Origin of the sequence: Luteolibacter luteus, from assembly GCF_012913485.1 — a bacterium.
Lineage (GTDB): Bacteria > Verrucomicrobiota > Verrucomicrobiia > Verrucomicrobiales > Akkermansiaceae > Haloferula > Haloferula lutea.
The window spans coordinates 2,865,035-2,887,970 of record NZ_CP051774.1; the positions used below are offsets into that span (position 1 = coordinate 2,865,035).

Below are 22,936 nucleotides of genomic sequence, written 5' to 3' on the forward strand. Positions count from 1 at the left end.
GGCACCTAGGGTCTGGCCGCGATGGAGCAACTGAGCATCGATGGCAAATTCTTCCGGTCCGGGGGAAGGCGCGTCGACGTGCGCATGGTGACCTACGGGCCATTGCCGGGCGGCTGGCCTGGTGATTTTTCGGAAGACTTCGACCGGATTGCCGCTGCCGGCTTCAATGCGATCCGTCTCTATGAGATGCCCGTCCGTCGCCTGCTGGACGCGGCACAGTCCCGCGGGCTCCGTGTCTTTGCCGGGCTGAGATGGCCGCAAGCAATGGATTTCCTGAAGGACGGGCGCATTCTGGCCTCCACCCATGTGGCCTTGGCTGAACACCTGCGAGAGGTGGAGGGACATGCGGCGTTGGCAGGGGTCTTCGTGGCCAACGAGGTACCTGCCGATCTGGTCCGCTGGATGGGCCCGGTGAAGGTGCGGAAGACCATCGAAGAACTGATCTCGCTCGGAAAGGAGATCCGGCCGGACATCCTGTGGTGCTACGGCAACTATCCGAGCACGGAGTATCTGGAGCCGGAGAATGCGGACTTCACGGCTTTCAACGTCTATCTGGAGAACGAGGGAGCCTTCCGGAAGTACCTGCGACGGCTTCACCACATCGCGGGTGATCGCCCGGTGATGATTTCGGAGTTCGGCCTGGATTCACGGCGAAATGGAACGGCGAAACAGGCCGAGGCACTCTCATGGGCCATCCGCGCCGCGCGGGAGGAAGGGATCGCAGGCATGACGGTCTATGCCTGGACCGACCGCTGGTGGAATGCGGAAATGGAAGTCATCGATTGGGACTTCGGATTGATCGATCGCGAGAACCAGGCCAAGCCAGCCCTCGATGGAGTGACGGCGGCCTTGCGGATTGAATCCGATGCCGGAGCAGCGGAAACGATTTCGGTCATCGTTTGCACACGGAATGGAAGCTCGCGGATCGGTGCCTGCCTCAAAGCTCTCGAACGCCAGACCCTGACAGCGCATGAGATCATCGTGGTCGACGATGGCTCGACGGATGGTACGGCAGATCTCGTAGAAAAGAGTTTCCCTGATGTCATCTTGCTGCAACTCGAGCCATCCGGCCTAAGTGCCGCGCGAAATGCGGGTGCTGAGGCAGCCACCGGCAGCATCGTCGCATTCACCGATGATGATTGCGAGGCGGATCAGGACTGGCTGGCCGGACTCTCGCAGACATTCGCCAAAGGCTGGGATGCAGCCGGGGGGCCGAATCTACCGCCTCCTCCGCAAAACGGGGCAGAAGCGGTCGTGGCCGCCGCTCCGGGTGCCCCGAGCCATGTGATGCTCGATGATGAGGAAGCGGAGCACCTGCCGGGGTGTAATATCGCAGTACGACGCGCGGCGTACTTCGACATCGGCGGCTTTGATCCGCAGTTCAGGACCGCTGGCGACGACGTCGACTTCTGCTGGCGACTGCGCGATAAGGGTTATCGCCTCGGTTTTTCGCCCACAGCCTTTGTCTGGCATCATCGCCGGCCATCCCTTCGCGGATACCTCAAGCAACAGATCGGCTACGGCAAGGCCGAGGCGCTGCTTATCGCCAAGCACCCCGCACGCTTCACCTCGAGCGGCGATGCGAAGTGGGACGGCTTCGTTTATTCAGGCGGGCCCGTGAGAGCAGTGGAGGGATCCATCATCTACCACGGACCCATGGGCCAGGCGGGCTACCAAGGCGTGGTGGACCGCATGCAACCGCTCAGGCCGCTTGATCCCGATTTCGACAAACCGCTCGAGCGTGCTCAACTGGCGCTGCTCTCATGGCTGCAACCTCGTCTCCGCTCTTGGTATCGCTGTGGCCGGTGGAGCACTGCTGCGGTCGCACACAATGGGCATTCTCCCCTCCTGCCGTGCAAGGAGATCTCGATCTGGTCCCAAGAAGGCAAGACGCGAGATGAGTTTCTCCAGATGCTCCTTAAACAGGGTTGGAAGCCCTGCGGTGCCAGCGAGCTCTGGGATGTGGAGAAGAACGGAAGCCGCTTGCTGCTGGCCACCGAGCGGGGAGACGGCGTCGGAAAACTGACCTTGGTCCGGATTGGGGGAGATCAGCCTGAGCTTGACTGCCTGCGATAGCGAGGAGACTACCGTGTCACCTCATCCGAGAGGAGCCAAGAGCGCCGATAGCGTGACTTCATCCGGCGCAGCGGCACGGGCGGCATCCGAGAGGAGAGAGTCCGCGAGCTGGCTCTTCTTCGCCTGAAGCTGGTGGATGCGCTCCTCTACCGTCCCTTGGCAGATCAGCTTGTGCACGAAGACCGGCTGCGTCTGGCCGATGCGATAGGCTCGGTCCGTGGCTTGGGCTTCGGCTGCGGGATTCCACCAAGGATCGTAATGGATCACCGTATCCGCCGCCGTGAGATTGAGCCCGGTACCGCCAGCCTTCAGGGAGATGAGGAAGACGGGATAGCTGCCTGTCTGGAACTTCTCCACCAACTCACCTCGGTTCTTCGATTCGCCGGTGAGCTTGAGATAGCGGACCTGGCGCGATTGCAGCAGCCCTTCGATGATCTCAAGCATCGAGGTAAACTGCGAGAAGAGCAGAATGCGGCGACCTTCCTCGATCAAGGTATCGAGAAGATCCGCAAGATATTCCAGCTTCGCGGATCCGGCGGCTTCAGCTTCCAGTTTCGACTCGCCCTCGAACTTCAGGAGCTTCGGCTCGCAGCAGATCTGGCGAAGCTTGAGCAAGGCCTCGAGGAAGAGCATGCGTGAGCCTTCCAAGCCCTTGATCGCGATCGATTGCCGCACCCGCTTGTCCATCGTGGCACGGACGGTCTCATAGAGATCCTTTTGTCCCGTATTCAGCTCGACCGGGTGGATGAGGATCGTCTTCGGCGGGAGCTCCTTCGCCACCTGGTCCTTGGTGCGGCGCAAGATCAGCGGAGCAACGCGAGTCTTCAACGCAAGGCGGCGGTCTTCGTCGCCATCCCGTTCGATCGGAGTACGGAAGCGGCGGTTGAAGTCCTCTTGACCGCCGAGGAACCCGGGCATCAGGAAGCGCATGAGGCTCCAGAGCTCGCCGAGATGATTCTCCACCGGGGTGCCGGACAGACAGAGGCGATGGCGTGCCTCGAGCTGGCAAACGGCCTGCGCCATCTTCGAGCCGGGGTTCTTCACGTACTGGGCCTCATCCAGAACGACGAGATGGAAGCCGTGCTCCTTCAGCTTGTCGATATCCCGCTGAACGAGCGCGTAGGATGTCAGTACCAAGTCCGCATAGGGAATGGAGCGGAAGTACTTCTTCCGCTGCGGGCCATCGAGCATGAGGATGCGCAAGGACGGCGCGAACTTCTGCGCCTCTGCGCGCCAATTCGGAACGACGCTGGTGGGAGCAATGACCAAGGCCGGCTTCCCTTGAGAGCGCCCGCTATCCTTTTCCGCGAGGATGTGGGTGATGGTCTGCAGGGTTTTGCCGAGACCCATGTCATCAGCCAGGATGCCGTGAAGCTCGTGACGCGCGATGAACTGCATCCAGTGGAAGCCTTCCAGCTGGTACTCGCGCAGCTCCGCCTTGATGCCACCGGGCTGCGGGATCTTCTCGATTCCCGAGAAGGAGGTAAGCTTGGTGGCAAGCTCGGCGAGCTTTTCGGGCGCTTGGATGCCGAGTTCCTCCGAAGTCACAATGGCGGCAGCATCCAGCGGATGCAGCTTCAGCTTTCCACCCTTGAAGCGCCGGGGATCGATGAGCGCGGCGAATTGCTTCAAGATCCGGCGGATCCGTGCGGCGGGAAGGCGCAGGGCGCGACCGTCTTCCAGATGATGGAGGAAATGGCCATCCGCGGGGAACTCCAGCGTGGTCTCCAAGGCCCCGCGGTCGAGCAGCTGCGCGAGGATCGGCAGAAGGTCGAGTTGCTTGCCCGCGACATCGAACCCGACAGAGAGGTGAAACCAACCGCTGCCGTCGTCTTCCAGCGTGTAGATGAAGCCCTCGGGATCGAGATCAATCACTTCATGACCGACAGCGTGATCGAAAAAGACGGTCCAGCCGTTCGCTTCCAAGGTGGCGGCACCCGCGGCACGGAGCCACGGCCAATATTCACCCAAGGTGCCGTGACCCGGATTGGGAAACCACAGGCCGGCCTCGGAGAGCGTGCCTGCCTTGCGCTTGCCCGCGAGGCCAAGGAGGAAACGGAACTGCGAATGACCGGCAAGACTGGCAAGCCCGGCCTGCTGGAGCAAAAGAATCGCGTTCATCTCCGCGGCGATATCGCGGCGGATCACCAACGGACCCTGCGCGGTTTCGACATGGTATTCCCGCGGCCCGGGAATCCCGCCGAGAGGAATACGATGCTCGCCGTAGATCGCCAGCGGGCGTGCGACGACCCAATCGCCGCTGTCGGGAATCTTCAATGCCTGGAGAAGAAGCCGGACGACTTTGGTCTCCGTCTCCTCGCGCAGGATTTCCAAGCGGAAGCTTGGCGTAAGCTCGAGATGCGGAGTGTCCTCGGCTGCCACCGGCATGCTCAGGGCTTGTGGCGACGCAGTAATGCGAGCGGGCCGGCCTTCCAACACCCGGGAAAGATTCTTCGGCTTGCCCGCCTCCTCGAGCAAGGCCGCGGCGTGCGGGCAAAAAGTGCGGACTTCGCAAGTGCAGCCCGTTTCGAAATCCCAGTCATCTCCGGAGATCCACAGGTTGATTTCGCTTTCCTCACCGGCGATGTTCGCGCTGAGGATGAAGTTCTCCTCATCCGGCCAGTCCCCTTTGAGATCCCGCACTTTTGGCCGGAGCTTTTGGCCGATCAGCAAGCACTCCTCTTCGAACCGCTCGCGCCAGCGCTCGTCGTCGAAGAATTCATGAATGTCCGGCTTCGTTTCCAAAGGGCCGCCGAGGATGACGAAGCGGCGCGGGGAGTCGAGGCGAAGTAGCGCGAGATTCCGGAGCGCGCGTTATCCCGCCGTGATTGCATTGCCGCCCTGCCGTCCTCACACTCCAGCCATGGAAGCCGAAGACGAAGATGACAACGATGAGATCACGCTCGATCCCCCGCCAGCCCAGCCTGTGCTGGAAGGCGATCTCCTGAAGACGCGCATCGACGCGGTAGTCGGCAGCCCGGCGCTCTGGAACCGCCTTGAGATCCGCCTTGGCGACCTGCTCGAAGAAATGGCGGACTTCGATGACTCGCTCAATGACGATGAGCTGCAATCGCTCTTCACCGTCGCCATCATCGCGCTGGGAGCCATGCATCCGGTGGTGCCGCGGGAATACGATCCGGATCCTTATCGCATGACCGCTTGGTATCAGGAGGAGATCGCGACCGGACCCGCCGACGAGAAGATGGCGGAATATATGGAGACCCTCTTCGAGAAAACCGTGCAACCGAAAGTCGCTTCCGCAGCCGCCGGGATGCTGGCCGGCTACGCCGAGGACAAGAAGATCCGGGACGAGAAGCTGGAACAGCTGATCACCGCAGTCTGTGCGGCGATCTGGGAAGCGGCCCACTGGCCGGTGGACCTGAACCCCGAAGCCAAGAACTGAGGCAAAAGAACCGCCGAAGTGCACCGTCTCCGCTCGCGGAGACGGTCCCTCTTACGGAAGTTCGACCACTGCGGTGGCGGCGGCCCGCAAATCAAGCCGCTCCAGCAGGCCCTGTGCGATTGCCTCCGGACTCCGGAGGACTTCGCCCGACCAAACTTGCCTGCCGTTCACAATCACGTTCACCGGCTGATCCAGATCCAAGAGCTGATCGGAAAGACGCAAAACGGTCTTTCCTAGTACATCTCCCTCCAAACGGATCGTTTGCCCCTCTACGGTCGCGACGATCTTTTGGCCTTCCTTGGCGGCCGCCTTGTCCGGGATCTTGATCCAGTAGAAGCGGTCGTGGGTCACATCATCCTGCACCCAGACGACCTTCTTCGGCCATGCATTCCGGGTGAACTTCGCCATCCAAGGCAAGGCCTCCGCGTCCTTCCGCTCCATCCAGTGGCCGAGCCCTTCGTAGATGCGGGAGATGTGGACATAGCCACCGGGATCCTGTTGCTCCAGGCCATCAAGCAGCTCCGCCTTTACCTTGGCGATGGTATTGCGGCTGTAGGCTCCATCATTGGCACCCATGAAGATCGCGAAGGGGAGATTCCGCAGGCCTAACAAGGACACCTCGTTCGGATGTCCTGCCATCATCGAGGCAGCGGCGAAGCGATCCGCCATGCGCGGCGCGAGCTGCCATACGCCATCGCCGCCAGCCGAATAACCCATTAGGTAAACCTTGTCCGGATTCACGCCCTCCAGCGCTACGTAGTCCTCGATCAAGCGCTCGAACATCGGATCGATGTGAGCTTCGTGCCAGAGGTTCCAGTTGTTCGTCGGTGCCCGTGGTGCGACGTAGATGCCCTCTGCTGGCTGATAGAGGCCGATCTGGTTTTTCCACTGCTGGTCATTCAATGCCGCCGGGGCACCGCCGCCGCCATGCATCGAGATCCACAGGCTGTGGCCTTCCGCCGGAGCTTCGCCGAAGACCTTCGCCTCCCAGCGCAGGGTCTTGTCGCCAAGCACGATGGCCTTCTTCTCTAGCTCTTGCTTGCGCTCGGCAGCATTTTCCTGAACGGCCTTCTGATAGAGTTTCGCGACAAGCTCTTGCGCTCCTTCCTTGCTAAGGCCCGCCGATGGCTGCACCTCTTTCAATTCGCTCCAGCGCAGGTCCACCGTCGGCTCTCCTGCGGTGACAGCACCCAGGTCTTTCTCCCTCGTGACGCCGTCGAAGGACACCCGCAGCTTCACCTTGGTGCCCGGCTGCACCGGAAAACGTGGCATGTCATTCAGGTCCGCCGTGCCAGCCTTCGTCTGCGCTTCGCCAAGAAGCTTGCCGCTCTCGTCCAGCACCTCGACTTTCGCGACGATTCTCTCTTTCTCGCCCTTGCCAAAGAGACGCACGCCGAGATTCGTCACCGGCGCGGCAGCCGCAGGCGCCTTCGCATAGCGGCCAGTCACATTCACCGCCGCTACCTCCTGGCTGTTCTCCGCCCACACCATCGGGAAACTCAGGCCGTCCTTTTTCCATGAGGTCGCATAGATGGAATACTTCGGCACATCCGCTTTCGCCTGTGCCGCGTCATTGGTGAACCAGCCGCGATTCAGCCCATCCTTGTCGTACTCATCGGCACCGGTGAAATGCCAGCCGCCGTCCCAGACTTCGACCCAGGTGTGATTGCCCCGCTCATTCGCCCACATCGGCGTCCCCACCGCACGGGCCGGGATGCCGACCGCGCGGCAGGCATCGACCAGGATGATGGAAAGTCCCGTGCAGGTCGCTTTGCCCAGCGCCGCGGATTCCGAGGGACTCTGGTTCGGCGCCTTGCGGCCGGTATTGTAGTGAACCTTGACGATGTTGAAGAACTCCTTGTTCAGCGCCTGCACCGCTTCCGTGGCCGTCTTCGCATCCTTCACCACCGGGCGGGCCTTCTCGAGGAAGTCCTTCCGCCAACCTTCGCGCGTCTCGTCAAAGACCGCATAGGGCACCACGTCATTGAGAAAGATCTCCTCCGGCACCTGCTTCGCCCATGGAAACTCGGCACGCGCCCCGAAGGCCAGATCGAGGTTCTCGCCGAGGAACTCCGCCGAAAGCGTCTCCCGATCCTTCGCCGGCATGTGGTCCGCCACGAAGCGCGCCGCCTTTTCACCCTCCGCCCCGTGCTTCGCCTTCGCCGCCGCGATGAAGTCATCCACCGGGGCTGCGAAGGCACATCCTGTCAGGCCGAGCGCTACAATCAGGCATTTCATGTCGCGAACGCTAGCGTCCGCACAGGCGTGATCAATCCTGAGGATTTTTACCGGAAATCGAGGGCCGCCTTCACCGCGGCGACGTGGGCCGCGGCACGGAGGTCCATGCAATTCGCGCTGGGGGTTTCAAAAGTGAAGGAAATCGGGCAGCCGCGCTTCGCTAGGAAGATCGCCTCCGGCCAGTCCTTCGGCGCGTCGGCCTCCGGGACGTGATAGATCCAGCCGGCCGACCGGATGTCATGCTCGTCGATCACCGTGGCGGGCTCCACCGGCAGCCATGGCTCCACTGCTTTAAGAATCGACGCGGCTCGATCGGGACGATCCTCCCCAAGGTTGATTTCGTAAAAATAGAAGCCGGTGCTTTCCCAGTCCTCGTGCAGGGAAACGAAGAGCCTAGGGCAGGGCAGGCCCTCCATCCACGCGACATGGGTTCGCACCTCGATGCTACTACGGACCAAGTAGTCGCGGTTCAGGTCGATCCCCTCCGCGCTCTCCCGGGTTCCAGCGGTGAGGCCGGTGGGATTCAGCGCCGGACAGATCAGCCAGGAGCCCTCGTCAAGCACCCCGGCGCGGAGCAACTCCAGTGCCGCCAGCGGCCCTGCCGGTTCATCGCCATGCATGCCCGCAGACACGTAGGCAGGCGGCTCTTTCTCCAGACGCTCCCACGCGATCACTGGCCCTGCGGCGGTTTCGCAAAGGACCCGGCGGGTGAAGCCCTTCTTTTCAGCGAGCTCCGTGAACTCGCCGAGGAAAGCTGCGACATCGAACCCGTCCGGCACGCTGGAACATGGCCAGAGAGCCACAGGCGGCATCAAGCACCAATCCGCGGAGGCCTCAGGCTTCCGCGGATTTTCCCTTCATCTTGTGAACGAGCACCGGAACGATGAAAATCAGCAGCGTCAGCACCGAGGTGCCGAGGTCGAAATACTTGCTGGCCAGCACGTCATGCACCGGATTTCCCTCCGGCAGGAAGTGCCGCGGGACGCTCAGCACGAGCTTCACGCCGAGGATCGCGATGACGATGAAGGCGCAGGTCTCCAGGAAGGGATAGTGGTGCATCAGCTTCACGAAGCCTTGAGCCGCAAAGCGCATCGCGAGAATCCCGAGGAAGACGCCGATGCAGACGAGGATCAGCTTCGAGGGCATCGGGAAGTTCTTCACGTAAGCCACTGCCGCCAGCACGTTATCAATGGAGAAGGCGAGATCCATGACCTCCACCGCCACGACCGTGGCCCAGAAAGGCCCCAGGCGACCAAGGGTGTGCCGGTAGAGGAAATTCCCCTCCACGGCGACTGCTGCTTCCGCCTCGGCTTCCACCGATTCATGGCGGGTGAAGTGCTTGTAAGCCAACCACAGCAAGTAAAGGCCGCCGATCGGCTCCAGCCACCAGATGGTAATGAGCCACGCCGCCAGCACCAGGCAGACCCCGCGGAAAGCGTAGGCACCGATGATCCCGTATTTCAGCGCCTTGCCGCGCTGCTCCTCGGGGAGCTTCATCACCATGGTGGCCAGCACCGCGGCATTGTCGACGGAGAGCACCCCCTCGATGAGGATGAGAATGAAAACGACCATCAGGCCGGCTGCCGGGTCGGGTCCGAGAATCGTGTGAATCCAGTCCATGGGGATGAAGGCCGGGCACCGTCCGTCCTAACGGCTTCCGGCTCAAGCCTGATCTTCAAACAAAGCAGTCAATGGGCCGCCTTCAGCCAATCCATCACCGGCCCGCGATAGCGCAGCGGCAGGGAGTAGTGGCCCTCGCCCTCGATCCAATGGCCGGTCGAACCGGGAATCCGGGCCGCGAGACGCTGGGCAACGTCTACCGGCAGGTTCTTGTCCTCCTTCCCGTGCCAGAAGGCAACCGGGACCCGGATCTCCTCCGGCTTGAAATCCCAAGGCTCAAGGTAGAGTTCGCCATCCGCTAGCACGGCGGGAGTGCCATTCCGCACCCCCTCTAGATAGCTGCGGGTGACGCTTTCCCAGCAGCCGTAGTCGGCGATCGCCGCGCGGTCGCTGGGCGGGATCGATTTCATCATCCATGACATCGGGGCCCGGTCGGCCCCGCGGGCGATCATCCACCGACTGGCGCCGATCACCGTCGGCGTGACGGCTCGGCGCAGGCGCTTGAGCCCGGCGAGCGTGCGGTAGGCCCAGTGCATGTGGGCCTGATCCTCAACATTCCCGAAAGGAGGGGCACCGCAAATCACCGCGGCTGCGATCACCCGCTCCGGCAGTGCTGCCGCCGTGGCCAAGGTGTAGGGCCCGCCGCCCGAAACACCGCAGATCCGAAAACGCTCGAAACCAAGAGCGTCCGCCAAGCCGGCGACGTCCAAGGGCCAAGCCCCGAAGCTGCGACCGGAGAGTGGATCGGACAGGCCGATTCCCGGGCGGTCCACCGTGATCCAGCGCAGGCCGCGCTCCCCGGCGAACTCGTGCATCAGCTTCCCCTGATAGCGGCTGCTCGGCCAGCCGTGAAAGAAGAAGACAGGATCACCCTGCGGATCGCCATACTCCGCATAGCCCAGCGCCCGGCCATCCGGCAGGCGCACGTGTTCATCTTCTTTCATTGCTGGGAATCCTAAGCGATCGGCGCGCGCGGGGAAATCGATCCGGTGTGGGCCATCATCGGGAATCCCGATGGCCGCTCACTTGCGTTCGAGGATCTCGACCTCGTAGCCATCCGGATCGGTCACGAAGGCCATCTTCCGTTCTCCGGAAGAAAACTTCTCCCGCCAGCCACCGGGCCAGATCTCAATTCCGGCTTTTTCGACACCATCGCAGTACTCGATGATGTCCGGCACGCCGAGGCAGGTGTGCATCAGGTCCCCCGGGCACTTGTCAGTGTAGTCCGGGGAATAGCAAAGCTCCAGGAAAACGTCGTTGCCCGGAAGCTCGAGGAAGGCGAGCTTGTTTCCTTGTGGCGAATCTTGGCGGCGCGCCTCAAGGTACCCGAGCTTCTGATAGAAGGCGATCGAGCGATCCATGTCGGCGACGCGGATACGGGTGTGGAGAAATTTGATCATGACCCGGCGACCATGAGCCGGAAGGGCCGCGCTGTCATCCGCGGATCTCAACCCGCATGGATTTGCAAAGTCGCTGCGGCAATCATCCGGGTCTGGATTTCGCGGACAGCCGTGATAAGGGTGAGATGTCATGAAAAACATCGTAGCCGCCGTCGACTTTTCGAATGCCACGCCCGGAGTGCTGGAATCCGCCACGGAAATGGCCAAGGCCTTCGGGGCAGCGTTGCATGTCCTCCACGTGGTGGAGCCGGAGCCGAGCTATACAGCCTACGGCTTCACGCCCGATGAATTCCCCGCGATCCACCTCTTCCAGGAAGAGGCCCGCAAGCGAGCCACCGCGAAGCTGGACCAGCTGCTCGGCCAGGTTTCCAGCAGCGTGACGAATGCCACCGTTCATCTCGCCGAAGGTAGCCCGCTTCATGCGGTGTTGGACTACGTGAAGAAGGCGAATGCAGACCTCGTGGTCGTCGGTGCCCATGGCCACGGTGCCATGGCAGCCCTGCTGCTGGGCAGCGTCGCCGAAGGCATGGTACGCAAGGCCGTCGTTCCCACCCTCGTGATCCCTGCGGCACCGGAGAAGTAATCCCTCGATCACACCGTTCCCGCATATCACCCGAAGGTGGCGTGACGAAGGAGTGCCTCGCTTGGGCAGGGATCTAACAAAATTAGAACCTCAACGAGGGTCTCGCGGGCTGGAGGAATGATCACTGCTGGTATGCATACCCCACCCGCAGGAAACGCGAGCTAGCTGCATCGCTGACGTTATCGCGGAAGATCACTTCCTCGGTATCGCCCGCCATAGGAGCCGTGGACACCGCGGTGCTGGTGATCACCGGCCAAGTGCCGAGGTCGCCGGAGCCTTGCAGCTCATAGCTGAGATCCAGCGCATTTGCCGGGCGGCGGAACTTCAAAGCCGGGCGTCGCACGACGCCGTCCATCGACCAGACGAAGGATAGCTCTGGCACGTCCGGCACCCGGGGATCGCTGGCCAGTGCGTATTCGTCCGCATTGCTCCGCCCATCCCCATCCGGATCGGCATCCGGTCCGGAGATCAGCAGGTCATCCCGCTCCGCCGAGGTAAAATGGAAGTTATCCCAGCCGTGGTAAGCTTGGGCAAAGGAAGCATCGGGATTTCCCGGGCTCCCAAGCGCTGCGCCACTGATTGCCCAGGAAACGGGATTCCCGAACTGGTTGAACGCGACCTGTGCGGGATCACGATTTACCAGCGAGCGCCCATCACCATCAGTCGCAGGATACCAGCCATCCTTGTATTCGAAATCGAGGATGTTCTCCCCCACCGCATCGGTGAGCTCCAGCACCTCGCCGCCATTCGCCAGTTCGCCATCGTAGGGACCAATTACGATGCCTCCCGTACCCGGATAGCGCAGCGCGAAGGCCGCAGGGTTCTTCGCCAGGATCAAGCGCTGCCCCGCTGGAAGCGAGGTCGCACCGAAGGTGAAATCGATCCCCTGCGTGAACTTCGCACCCACCAGCGCCAGCGGGGAAGGCCCGATATTGGCCAGTTCCAGGTACTCGAAGTCATCCTCCGTCAGCTCCGGCATCGCCAGTTCCTCCGCCGCGGTCGGATCAGCTGGATGATACTGGATCTCGGAGATCCGCAGGTACTGCTGCAGCAGCGATGGCGTACCCGGCCAGGTAAAGGTGGCCACCAAAAGCCCCGAGGCATCCCGTAGGTTCAGGGTCTCGCCGCGCGCGGAAAGCTGGCCGGAGTAGTTCCCTTGGATCAGACGCTTCTCGCCACCCTTCGGACCGCTGGTCCGCGAGCGGAAGGCATTCACGTCCTTCACCAGATGGAGCAGGCCTTGATACTCCGAAGCCGCAGTGCCGGCACCCGCATTGATGACCGTGCCTCCTTCAAAGGTGTAGTCGATCGCGCCATCCAAGGTCCAACCGGAGATGTCCACCGCTTGCGCGCTAGTGTTCTTCAGCATGATGTACTCTCCCGCCTGGCTATTTCCGGCGGGAAGGTAATCGACCGAGTCGATGCTCACCATGCCCGCAACGTTCACCTGAGCGGTGTTCGGGATCGGCGTGCTCGCGGAGCGGTCCGGTGAGTATAGCAGGGGACGGCCCGACCCCGTGTTGAAGAGGAAAGTCCGGCGCGGATTGAAGTAGCCGGTGACCACGCGTTCCACTTCCTCGCGCGGGCGGTTTTGGATGTAGTTCGAATGGATCCCCCACTTCGAGGCATCCAGATCCCCGTCCGTCCACGATGAGGCCGCCGGTGCCGGATCCACACTCGCCGCAATCTCGCGCATACGGGTTTCCAGAAAGCCATTCGCGGTTCCCGGAGGCTGCAGGTATTGATCCATCAGCGTCCGCATCCGACGCACCCACATCTGCCGCATCTCCGGAGACTCCAGGATGATGTTGTAAAAACGGTCCGAGTTGGAATGCGCATTGAGCGGATTGTTCGAAACCAGCGTGTCGTCGAAATAGCCGTAGGTTCCGATCCAGTTGTGACCGTGGGAAAGATCCACATCCCACACGATCGGCCGCCACTGGCCGGTGCGGTTCGTATCGCGATAGAGGTAGAAGTTCTTGTGGCCATGGTCGCTGTCGCTGTTGAACTGCCGCACCACCAGGTAGTTCACCGCGGCGGCCACGTTGATATTGTCATAGGCGTAGGTACGACGGGTGGTAAGCGCGACCGAGGAATCCAGCGCAGCCGCCATGGCATTCAGATCGGCATTGCTCTCGTTCTTTCGCGTCTTCTTCTCGGCGCTGCCGGTCAGGTTCTCCGCGTAGATCTTGTAGAGTGCGCCTTCACCATCGAGGCCATTGCGCTCCAGCATCCGGTCATCGCCATCTTCCACCATGTCCAGAACCCCATGGAAACCTCCGTTCAGCTGGACCCTCACCGGAAACGCGAAGTGATAAGGCGTGCCGGCCAGCTTGCCGACTTCATGGGAAAGCGTGTTCCGTGTCTTCGTCTTATCCGCGTAGTTGGAGAGCAGGTTCAGATCCTTCACCGGGCGTTCGCCTTCCTTCCAAACGAAGCGGAAGTTATCGTTCGAATCAAAGTCGTAGCTTTTCTTCCCGAAGCCGGAGGTGGACTGGCCATGGATCTCGTGGCCGATGTTGTCGTAGAAGCGGTTCAGGTAATAACAGCTACCGCGAAAATCACCCGCGGTGGGTCCGGTCGCAGGCGCACCTTCGACGAACCACTCGAGGATCGGAAGCAGGCTCGTCGATGTCGCCGAGTTCACCGCCACCGTGCCGAAGTACTGCGGGGAGTCGGTGGGATCCGCATACGATGGGAACTTCGTGACATTTCCCTGGCCATCCTGGGCTTCGAAGCGCCAGCGCAACATCTGCCCCGCACCTACACTGGTAGTGGGTAAGCTCGCCGAATAGATGCCATCCCCCGCCACCACATCCACGCCCGTCCCGGTATCATTCATCGTGATCGGCGCGGACTCGGCATTCCACATCGCACGGTGATACACGCGCACGGCGGAGATATTGTTCTTCGTCTTGATAACCCGGGCAGTGACGGTCATCGGCGGGCTCGCGGCGCTGCCCAGCGGACGCGGCACGAGTGGATCAACCGGGGTCACCTCATAAATTACGGGCCCTGCCGAACCGGCACCGTTGAGCGCACCAGGAGTCGGGGGATTCAGATAAACGGCGCCACCCGCCGTATAATCCGAGCTCGCCTGAATCTCCGGCAGCAAGAGAAAGTCCGAACTGCCCATGCTCGAGTTCAACCCTTGGATCGCGAGCACATTGTTTCCCGAGACAAGCGCGGAAGCCGGAATCGTGAATTCCGTCCACGAGTTCACGATCGTCTCGTCCAAGGCCGTGGCCGAGGTGGAATTGTACGCGGGAGTCCCGTTGAAGTTCGCACGGCCTACTTCCGTGCCGTTGATCCACGCCACGAAGCCGTCCTCGTATTTCATCCGCAGCTTGTAGGAAGCATAGGCGGAAGGATTCGTGAGGCTAAAGGTGCGCCGGAAGAGAATCGAAGTGTTGATGTTCTGGAGGGCGCTCTGGCAATTCGTCGTGATCCACGCGCTCAGCCCGCCGCCGTTGTCATAGCCGAGACCGGGAGCCGCCAGCGTCCAAGAGCTATCGGCGAAGGAAGGACTGCGATTCCATCCGCCGGCGACATTGGTGCCCACATCGCCTCCGGCGTAGTTGCTGCCGGAGTAGTTCGCTTGACCGGTCGCGTTATTCGCGAGCACCCGGTAGCGCCCGTTCTGTCCCGCCCCGGAAGCCACCAGAGCGGTAGTCGTCTGCGTGATCGAAATGCCGTAAGAGATGTCCGGAGCCTGAGCCGGATACGAAGCTCCATACGAATCAACCAGCTGGGCTTGGCCCGTGGCACCTGGCTTGTAGAGACCAAGGAATTCCCCGCTCTTCGAGAGGCTGAAATTCGTGTGAAGGGGAGCCGCGGGGTTGGCCCGGTTCTTCCCCGATGCCCATACAAGGAGGGTGCCATTCGCGGGGATGCTTACCGCGGGGAAGCGCCACTGCTTCTTCACGGCTGCATCATCCGTCAGCCACCAGCCGTCCAGGCTGACCGCGCTGGTGCCGGTATTGAAGAGTTCGATCCAGTCCTCCCGGTCACCGTTTTCGTCTTCGATTCCGCTGGCGTTGGCCGCAAGGAACTCGGAGATCAAAACATCGCCATGGAGCCCACGAAGGGGGCACAGAAATAGCGCGAAAAGAAGGGGAAAGCGACACATGCTGACAGCAAATGCGGGGGTGTGTGACAAAATGGTCACATAATTTTCCCACCGCAAGTGCCAAAGGAGGAGGACCGGAACGTCCTCCTCCGCTCTCCCGAGAATAACTTAGGGAGCCCAAGTCGCCCGCATCCGCAGGAACTTGCGGCTGCCGCTGGCCGGCAACGAATCACTGAAGGTGGCGTATTCCAGCCCGCCTCCCAAGGACGCGTTTGCCACCGGGGCCGTAGCCACCGGGGTCCATGTGCCGGTCACATCATCCGTGGCCATCAGCTCATAGAGGATGTGATGGGCAATCTCCGGCCTGCGGAGCCGAAGCGCCGCTTGGCGGGTTTCGCCGCTGCCCATCCATGTGAAGGCAGCATCCGGCTGATCGACCACAAGCGGCTGGGTGGCGAAGGCGAACTCCTCGAAATTGAGGCGGCCGTCGCCATCGGGATCCGCCGAAACACCCGAGATCGCGGCAGAGGCCTGTTGCGCGGGATCGAAAACAGTCGTCGCCCAAGCATCAAAGGTATTGGCACCCGGTGTATCCGCCGTGCCCGGGGAGCCGCCGATGCTACCGCTGAGGGCCCAACCTTCTTCATCCGAGTCACCGGCAGGATCATTCGGATGCCGGCGAACCAGCGAGTATCCTTCGCCATCCGCCGCGACCGGCCATGGGGGGGCATCGTCATAGGTGATCGAGCGGATCACGTCGTCGCCCGGCGTGAAGAGCACCACGGTTTCCCCCGCATTGTTGAGCTGGCCGGAATACTGGCCTGCCACCGGCTTGCCAGTGCCATAGCGCATCTGGAAGGCCTCCAGATTCGATACGATCAGAATGCGCGCGCCGGGGGCCAAGGTGCGGCCGGTGGCAGCACTCGTGAAATCAAAGGTGATCGCCCCGAAAATATAGACGCCCTGGAGATCCACATGCTTCGATCCCGTGTTCAACAGCTCCACGAATTCGAAGTCGTTGGCATCGTCGAAACCGGCAGTCACTTCCGGACCGGATGGTTCCGCCGGGTGATAGAGGATCTCCGAAATCGCGAGATTCGATGGCGAAGCCGCTTCCGTATCGAGCAGGAAGCTCGCTTCGGTGATGGCGCTCCAAGTGGTACCATTCCGCGCGCGGACGCGCAGGGTCTTTTCTCCCGCGCCGGTCAGGAAGAGAGGTGTCGGCGTCGCGGAGCGCGTGCCGGTCAGGGACAAGTTCATGCTGATGTCCGAGCTGCCGCCATCGGACTGGTGGATCTCCACTGCAATCACATTGTTCCCCGCCACCAACAGCGACGGGCTGACCGTGGTGACCTGCATCTGGTCCTCGATCGGATTCCCCGCGTAATGGTCGAAAGCCGGATCCACGGTCAGGTTTCCTGCCACGCGGGTGCCATTCAGATACACGGCATAAGCATCGTCATACTCGACGGTGAGCGTCAGGTTCGAGAGTCCGGAAAGATTGCTCACATTGAAGCTCTTCCGGAAATAAGCGGTCGCAGCCTTCACGCCCGGCGCGGTCTGGACAATCGGGATGACTGTTGCCTCGTCACCATCGCCGTAGCCCAGTTCCGCGGTGCCCGTGGGCCAAGCCGTATCGGCAAAGCCGGGATCCCGCCATGCGGTGCCTTGGTTCGTGCCGTTGTAGAGATACTTCCAGCCACTCGCGGACCATGGGATGAAGGCCTCCTGCGTACTGGAAGAAGTGTAGGTCTGGGCAGCTGCCTTCAGGTTCCCGCCGACAGCCCGGGGATCGGAACCATCCGCCATGTAATACAAGGTCGAGCTCGGCGGCCCGCTGATCACCGCTTCAACGCCACTGGACTGATAACCGCCGAAGGGACTGATCGAAGGGGCATCAATCGCGGGATAGAGCCCGTCTGCCCGCAGCTGCGCGAGCACGACCGGGACCCGCGGGTTGAAGTAATTGAGCAGCTCGTTCTGGGCGTTGATCCAGTTCTGGCGGTTCTTCGGCACTGACGAGAAGGCGTCGCCCCATCGGGCGCTTTCCGCAATGATCGCTTGATCCACGATGGTCGCGAATTTGTTGACCCGATTGCTCCACGCGGTGGGGTTCAAGGCACCTCCATTGAACATGTGCTTCTGGATCCGGTCCGCCCAGAGCATGCGGTACTCCGCATTCGCCGTGAGGTCCTGATGGAGGAAGGCTGGATTCGAATAAGCGAAATTCGACTCATTCGGATAAACGAAGGGACCGGTGCGGTCCTCGTTCACGTTAAAGAGCGAGTGCTCGAAATCGTGGACGAAAAACTGGAAACCCTGCCCCGGATTGTTCTCGCGGCGCCGGGCTCCCGACCAGTTGTTCGCCTTGTCGTTGCCGAGGAAAGCGGAAGTGCAACCATCGAGATTCCCGCTCCAGAAGGTGAGCAGCATGTAGTCGACAAGGTTGCCGGGATCGAGCAGGACGGGATCCGCCGTCGAGGTGACGCCGTCCGCCGCCTTGCCCATCATCTTGAAGTAATTCGCGTTGGTGGGAGAAGCACGATGAGCCTTCCCCTTGTTCCAAAGGTCCTGCCAGGCCACCAAGGTGCCGTCGGTGGCACCGATGGTGTAACCGGCTTCCTGCTCGGCCTTCACGACATCGTAGTCATCCTTGTCACCGCCGATGTAACTTTCGGCGAAGGCGGATTCGGTGCGTTCGTCGAGGTTGTAGAGGCCCCAGTATTGGCCGTTCAAATAGAGATGGAAGTAGCGGACCTTTGATCCCGGGCGACCCATATCGATCAATGCCTGGCGGGTGGATTCCTCACGCAGGAAGGTGTTCCGTTCATCACCACCGAAGGACCACGAGTAGTTCTGCGCGGTACGAAAGTCGATCTTGTCGAACTCCTGTGCACCTCGATGGCCGAAGAGCGGATACTCCAGCTTGGATGCGCCGTACTCCTCCCGGAAGAAGAAGCGGAAGGAGTGCTTCGGATTGTCCGTCGAGCGCGAGTAACCACCGCGCAAGCGCAGCCCGGCGTTCACTTGGAATTCGCTCGTGCCATTCGGATGCTGGGCATTCGGTGGATTGATCCATTCCAGCGAGGCGGGCTTTTCCCATGCGAAGCCGCGGCCATTTGGATTCGAGTAGATGCCTTGGGAACCACCGATGTTGAAAAGGTTCGGCAGGTCCGTCGTGATACACACCGCTGGTAGCGAGGCGAGGGCCGCCTTGGTGGAAGCCGAACCCCCGAGATCCGGATTCGAATGATTCACAATGTCCGGATCCATCCCGTAATCAAGCACTTGGGAGGTGCCGGTGGTAGCAGGCCACCCGGCCGGTGAAGACGATTGGGTGATGATGTCGTTCAGGAAAAGATAGGTCTGGGTATCCACATCGGTGGACTCCCAGCCGGGCTTCACCGCGCAGGCCCGCAAGGTGGTGGTAGCGGAGATGTTCAGCGGCCCGGTGTAGGTCGAGCCATTCGTCGCGGATGGCGTGGATCCGTTCGTCGTGTACTTGATCGTCGCACCCGGCGTGGCGGTGAGGATTTCCAGTTGGAAGGGCGCGCTGAAGAAACCGCGGTCCACGCTGAAGGAAGTGTCCGCTACTTTTCCGAGCGAGCTCGGATCACCATTGATCCAGCCGGGCGTGGCCTTGCCCCCACCATAAAAAGCCGGGTCCGCGGTCGGATTGATCGAGCCCGCGATAAGCTCCGGCAGGATGAGGAAACCGGGCGTATTCGCCGTGTTTTTCATCGCGTGGATGGCCAGCACGTTCGAACCGTTCGCGAGGCTCGGCAGATACTGCGTCAGGTTGAAACCCATCGGCCGCAGGCTGTCGGAATTCGATCGCGTCGAGTTGGCAGTGCCATCCCAAGCCGGATTGGCCGCGACATTGTGCGAAGCAACCTTGGTGCCGTTCAGCCATGCCGCGAAGCCATCCTTGTGCCGCGTCACAAGCGAAAGCGAGGTGGCGGTACCGGGGCCGGACGAACTGAAGCCCGAACGGAAAAAGGCACCCTTGGCCGGGGCCGAGAGGTAAGGCTGGGTATTCGTGCCGATGATACCGCCCGCTCCTTCCTGCTGCGTCATTGCGGGAAGGCCGCCATTGGCAGTGTCGCCGACAAGCTTGAAGGCATTCGCATCCCACGATGAATAGGAGCCTTCGGCCGCAAAGAATTCCAAGCAGTCCCCTCCGGCACCTTGGAACATCACGACTTCGAAAGAGTGAAGCCCAACCGTGAGATTGCGGGTCCTGATGTTATCGAGGGGACCGTGGGAAGTATCATCGGTGATGATTGCCACGCCATCGATCTTCACCCGCACACCGTCATCGGAATTCGTGCCGAAGGTATAAATGCCGGCGGTGGCGATATCGACCCAGCCGGTTAGCTTGATGGCATATTGATCGCCGGTGCCGGCAGGGGGCGATGAGTTCAAGCCGAAGTGGCCATCGTCACCTTCCCCGAGATAGTTCACGCTGCTGGCGATGACGGTGGCCTCGGAAAGGATGCCGGGATTTCCCGGTGCCAAGGCCAGCAAGGCGTCCGCTTCCGCCAGGGAGTTCACGCCTCCGCCGTTCTTGAACACATGGCGCACGGTAATGCCGGGCATCGTGAGGCCATGCCCCAAGCCGCTGATCCCGCCCGTCCACGCAGAGTCGGCGAAGCCAGGCTGGTTCCATGTCGGGCCTGGAACACTGGCGCTGGTCGGCACGGTGAAGCGGGTAAACGCCCCTTGGGAAAGCAGGACCGTGCGATCAAACTGCACGCCGAAGGATTCATCTCCATCCTGCGCCGGATATTCGTCTCCGAAGTCCTGCACCACCTGACCCTGCGGATTGACCAAGCCAAGGTACTCGCCGCCCGCGGAAAGGGAGAAATTCGTGTGGAGCGGCGCGCTCGCCACCCGGCGGTTCTCACCGGAGGCCCAGACGATGCGAAACTCGCCAGGTGCCAGCGTGACATTGGGGAAGGTCCATTTCGCGAGATTGTCCGCGGAATCGGTAAGCTTCCAGTTGTTCAGAGAGATCGGGGCCGAGGTCGGGTTGTGGATTTCGATCCAATCCGAGAAGTCGCCGTCTTCATCAGCGATGGTCGCCTGGTTGCTCGCCATGAACTCCGTGATCACGGGGTTCGCCATGACCGGGGCGAGCGGCATGAGCACGAGGGTACAGAGTAGAGAGCGGGCGCGCATTGGGTTTGGAAAGAGGGGGCGAGCAGCTTGGAAACGTGGCAAAATCGCCATATTTCAAACTTCCGCAATACCCTAGTGCGGGGACAGCCTTTACAAATGCTGCGCGTTTCTACGACGTGATGACACACGGGTCATCCGACATAAGCCTCAATCTGTAGCACAACTTTGGGAAAAACCCTGATTGCTGCGATGCTCAGGCGACCTTTGGCATGGTCGCGCCACAGAAGGCACGATATCCATCCTCCCCCATGTAACGTGTCAGTACCGCGGCCGGAGCTTGCCGGAGATCCACCAACACGAGGGCATCGAGCACATCTGAGAAGTCGGGATCGACGTTAAACTCCAGCAAGGTGGCGTTTAGCTTGAGATACTGGCGGAGGAGAACCGGCACCCCCTTCTTGTCCGGCTCCGTGGCCGAGACCGCGGCGGATACTTCTTCGATCGACTGGAGGCGGGAGCTGATCCCGCTTTCCTCGGGCAGGCCTCCGTACGGGTGGTAAGGATGCACCCAGCGGGCCATCGCCTGGTCCTGCCGGCGATCCCGAAGGAAGCGCACGATGAGATCCTGCGAAGCCGCGGAGTAATCGCTCGATATGCTAACCGGGCCGAATAGGCGGGCATAGCGGGGGCGCTCCGCCACGAAACGACCGATGCCGCGCCACAGCAGGGCGAGCGGGTGGATCGATTTTTGGTATTCCGGGGCCACGAAGGAACGGCCCAGCTCAAGACCGGGCTTCAGGAAATCAAGGAAGGGCTGCTCGAAGCGGAAGAGCGTCGAGGTGTAGAGCGCGGTGGGGCCACCCGCGGCAAGCAACACGTCAGTGCAGCCGAGACGATACCCCCCCGCGACTTTTCCAGCCTCGCGGTCCCAGAGAAACAGATGCAGGTAGCTGGCATCGAAGTGATCGAGGTCGAGCGGTTTACCGGTGCCTTCGCCAACGGCGCGGAAAGAGATCTCACGGAGCCGGCCGATCTCGTGAAGGACGGAAGGGATCTCCCAAGCCGCAGCGAGGAAGACGTCCAGCTTGCCCTGCGAGGCAAGCGGGCCGCGACGGTTCAAATGGGCGATTTCACCGAGCAGTTCCGCGTGGTCCGCGGAATCGGCGATGGGTTGGAAGGGTGCATTCATTTCCGAACAAATTCGCCCCGAGCATGGCTAGGGAAGCGCTCTCCTGTCGCATCGAAGAAATCCGCTGATTCATCGATGGTACCGATGGAGGCGGCCTCCCGCTGGCACGTGCCGGTATCGGTGGAAAATGCCGCGGAGAGGGAAGCGGGTCCAATTCGCCACGCCGACGTTGTTGTCACAGAATGAAGGTAGGGACACTCCCGCACCCCGCCTGTTATGCCTGTTAAATCAGGGAAATTAACAGGCGAAGGCGCGCCGGGGAACACCGGCTGACAAAGGGAAAATCCCGATCCGGCCAAAGAAATCCCGAGAACTTCGGTTGAGATTCGCCACGCATGTTTCCATGACCTTCTCCCATTCTGCCGACCGGTTTCTACTGCCATCCCGATCCGATTCCGATGCAGGCAAAGCCACGCGCGGGACGCGCTCCCCCCCCTCGGCTAGTCCTCGATCGCAAGGGCTTGCCCGCGAAGAGAGGCGGCGGCTTCCTGGGGATCCAAGCCATCGAGAAGCGCGCGGCGAGCCCTGCACTCCACCGTACTGCCGCGCATGGCAAGAAGGACACGGGGGAGCAAGGCGGTGCGCACCATCGGATGAATTCCACCGGCCAGATGAAACCACGCCGGGGCTTTCCCGAAATAGCGAACGAGCACCACCTGCGCACCGCACTTGGCGGCAAGCGCCGCGATGTGGGGCGACCATGAGCCTTCCTCGACGGCACTGCCTTTCCAGTTCGCCACTTCTCCGGAAGGAAAGACGGCGAGCAGGCCCCCCTTTCGCAAATGCTCCAGGGAGCGCCGCAGGGAAGGTGCGTTCTTCCGCGCAGAACCTTCATCGCCGAGGATAGAAAGCGGCAACATCGACTCGCCCAGCACGGGGAGCGCAGCCGCCATTTCATTCGCCATTAGCAGGGTGTCCGGCCGACGTGCCATGCACAGGGCACCAAGCGTCAGCGCATCGGCACCGCCGAAGGGATGATTCGCCATGACCACCACCGGACCGGCGGCAGGGATCAGATCGAAGTCCTGCGCCTCCACCGAAAGGCCAAAGGCTTGGACCGCCGCTGCGAAAGGCTCGGTCTCCAGACGGGTAGCCTCATCGAAGCAGGTGCGGACCCGGCGCAGGCCGAGGATTTCATCCAAGGCCCGCCGTAGCTTCCCGCGCCAGCCCTCTCCTTCGAGGAAAGGAAGGGCCGAACGCAGGTCGAAAGGTTCGCGGTCCGGTGCCACGCCGGGAA

At 61.6% G+C, this 22,936-nt stretch carries 13 protein-coding genes; 3 read left to right on the forward strand and 10 right to left on the reverse strand.

What is annotated here, in order from left to right; all coding sequences use genetic code 11:
- Positions 1–21 precede the first annotated feature (21 nt).
- Complete coding sequence (locus tag HHL09_RS11995; protein ID WP_169454874.1) at positions 22–2,076, forward strand: glycosyltransferase; 2,055 nt, start codon at positions 22–24, stop codon at positions 2,074–2,076.
- Positions 2,077–2,097: 21 nt separating this feature from the next.
- On the opposite strand, the gene HHL09_RS12000 is transcribed toward HHL09_RS11995, so the two are convergent.
- Positions 2,098–4,821, reverse strand: a complete 2,724-nt coding sequence (locus HHL09_RS12000; protein WP_169454875.1) for a DEAD/DEAH box helicase — start codon at positions 4,819–4,821, stop codon at positions 2,098–2,100.
- Positions 4,822–4,939: 118 nt separating this feature from the next.
- Here HHL09_RS12000 and HHL09_RS12005 point away from each other — a divergent pair, with 118 nt between their 5' ends.
- Positions 4,940–5,479 (forward strand): hypothetical protein, encoded by a 540-nt coding sequence (locus HHL09_RS12005; protein ID WP_169454876.1) that lies wholly within the window; start codon positions 4,940–4,942, stop codon positions 5,477–5,479.
- A gap of 51 nt (positions 5,480–5,530) precedes the next feature.
- Here the strand turns inward: HHL09_RS12005 and HHL09_RS12010 are convergent, their stop codons facing one another.
- The 5 genes from HHL09_RS12010 to HHL09_RS12030 form a co-directional block, all read right to left on the reverse strand.
- Positions 5,531–7,717, reverse strand: coding sequence for a transglutaminase domain-containing protein (locus HHL09_RS12010; RefSeq protein WP_169454877.1), 2,187 nt, complete (start codon positions 7,715–7,717; stop codon positions 5,531–5,533).
- 47 nt (positions 7,718–7,764) lie between these two features.
- Positions 7,765–8,496: a M14 family metallopeptidase gene (locus HHL09_RS12015; RefSeq protein WP_169454878.1), complete on the reverse strand. Its 732-nt coding sequence runs from the start codon at positions 8,494–8,496 to the stop codon at positions 7,765–7,767.
- A 55-nt stretch (positions 8,497–8,551) separates the two neighbouring features.
- Positions 8,552–9,337: a TerC family protein gene (locus tag HHL09_RS12020; protein ID WP_169454879.1), complete on the reverse strand. Its 786-nt coding sequence runs from the start codon at positions 9,335–9,337 to the stop codon at positions 8,552–8,554.
- Between the two features lie 68 nt (positions 9,338–9,405).
- Entirely contained in the window at positions 9,406–10,281 is an 876-nt protein-coding gene (locus HHL09_RS12025; RefSeq protein ID WP_169454880.1) for an alpha/beta fold hydrolase, read from the reverse strand.
- A gap of 78 nt (positions 10,282–10,359) precedes the next feature.
- Positions 10,360–10,737, reverse strand: a complete 378-nt coding sequence (locus HHL09_RS12030; protein WP_169454881.1) for a VOC family protein — start codon at positions 10,735–10,737, stop codon at positions 10,360–10,362.
- A 130-nt stretch (positions 10,738–10,867) separates the two neighbouring features.
- Here HHL09_RS12030 and HHL09_RS12035 point away from each other — a divergent pair, with 130 nt between their 5' ends.
- A complete protein-coding gene (locus HHL09_RS12035; RefSeq protein WP_169454882.1) occupies positions 10,868–11,320 on the forward strand; it encodes a universal stress protein in 453 nt (150 codons plus the stop codon).
- Positions 11,321–11,441: 121 nt separating this feature from the next.
- On the opposite strand, the gene HHL09_RS12040 is transcribed toward HHL09_RS12035, so the two are convergent.
- The 4 genes from HHL09_RS12040 to HHL09_RS12055 all read right to left on the reverse strand — a co-directional run bounded on the left by HHL09_RS12040 (position 11,442) and on the right by HHL09_RS12055 (position 22,928).
- Complete coding sequence (locus HHL09_RS12040; protein ID WP_169454883.1) at positions 11,442–15,383, reverse strand: lamin tail domain-containing protein; 3,942 nt, start codon at positions 15,381–15,383, stop codon at positions 11,442–11,444.
- Positions 15,384–15,557: 174 nt separating this feature from the next.
- The gene (locus tag HHL09_RS12045; RefSeq protein WP_169454884.1) at positions 15,558–20,570 is read right to left on the reverse strand and encodes a lamin tail domain-containing protein; all 5,013 of its coding nucleotides are present in this window, start codon (positions 20,568–20,570) and stop codon (positions 15,558–15,560) included.
- A gap of 193 nt (positions 20,571–20,763) precedes the next feature.
- Positions 20,764–21,699, reverse strand: coding sequence for a GNAT family N-acetyltransferase (locus HHL09_RS12050; RefSeq protein WP_169454885.1), 936 nt, complete (start codon positions 21,697–21,699; stop codon positions 20,764–20,766).
- Between the two features lie 440 nt (positions 21,700–22,139).
- Positions 22,140–22,928 carry a 1-acyl-sn-glycerol-3-phosphate acyltransferase gene (locus HHL09_RS12055; RefSeq protein ID WP_169454886.1) on the reverse strand — a complete coding sequence of 263 codons (789 nt, stop codon included), beginning with the start codon at positions 22,926–22,928 and terminating at the stop codon, positions 22,140–22,142.
- Positions 22,929–22,936: the final 8 nt, after the last annotated feature.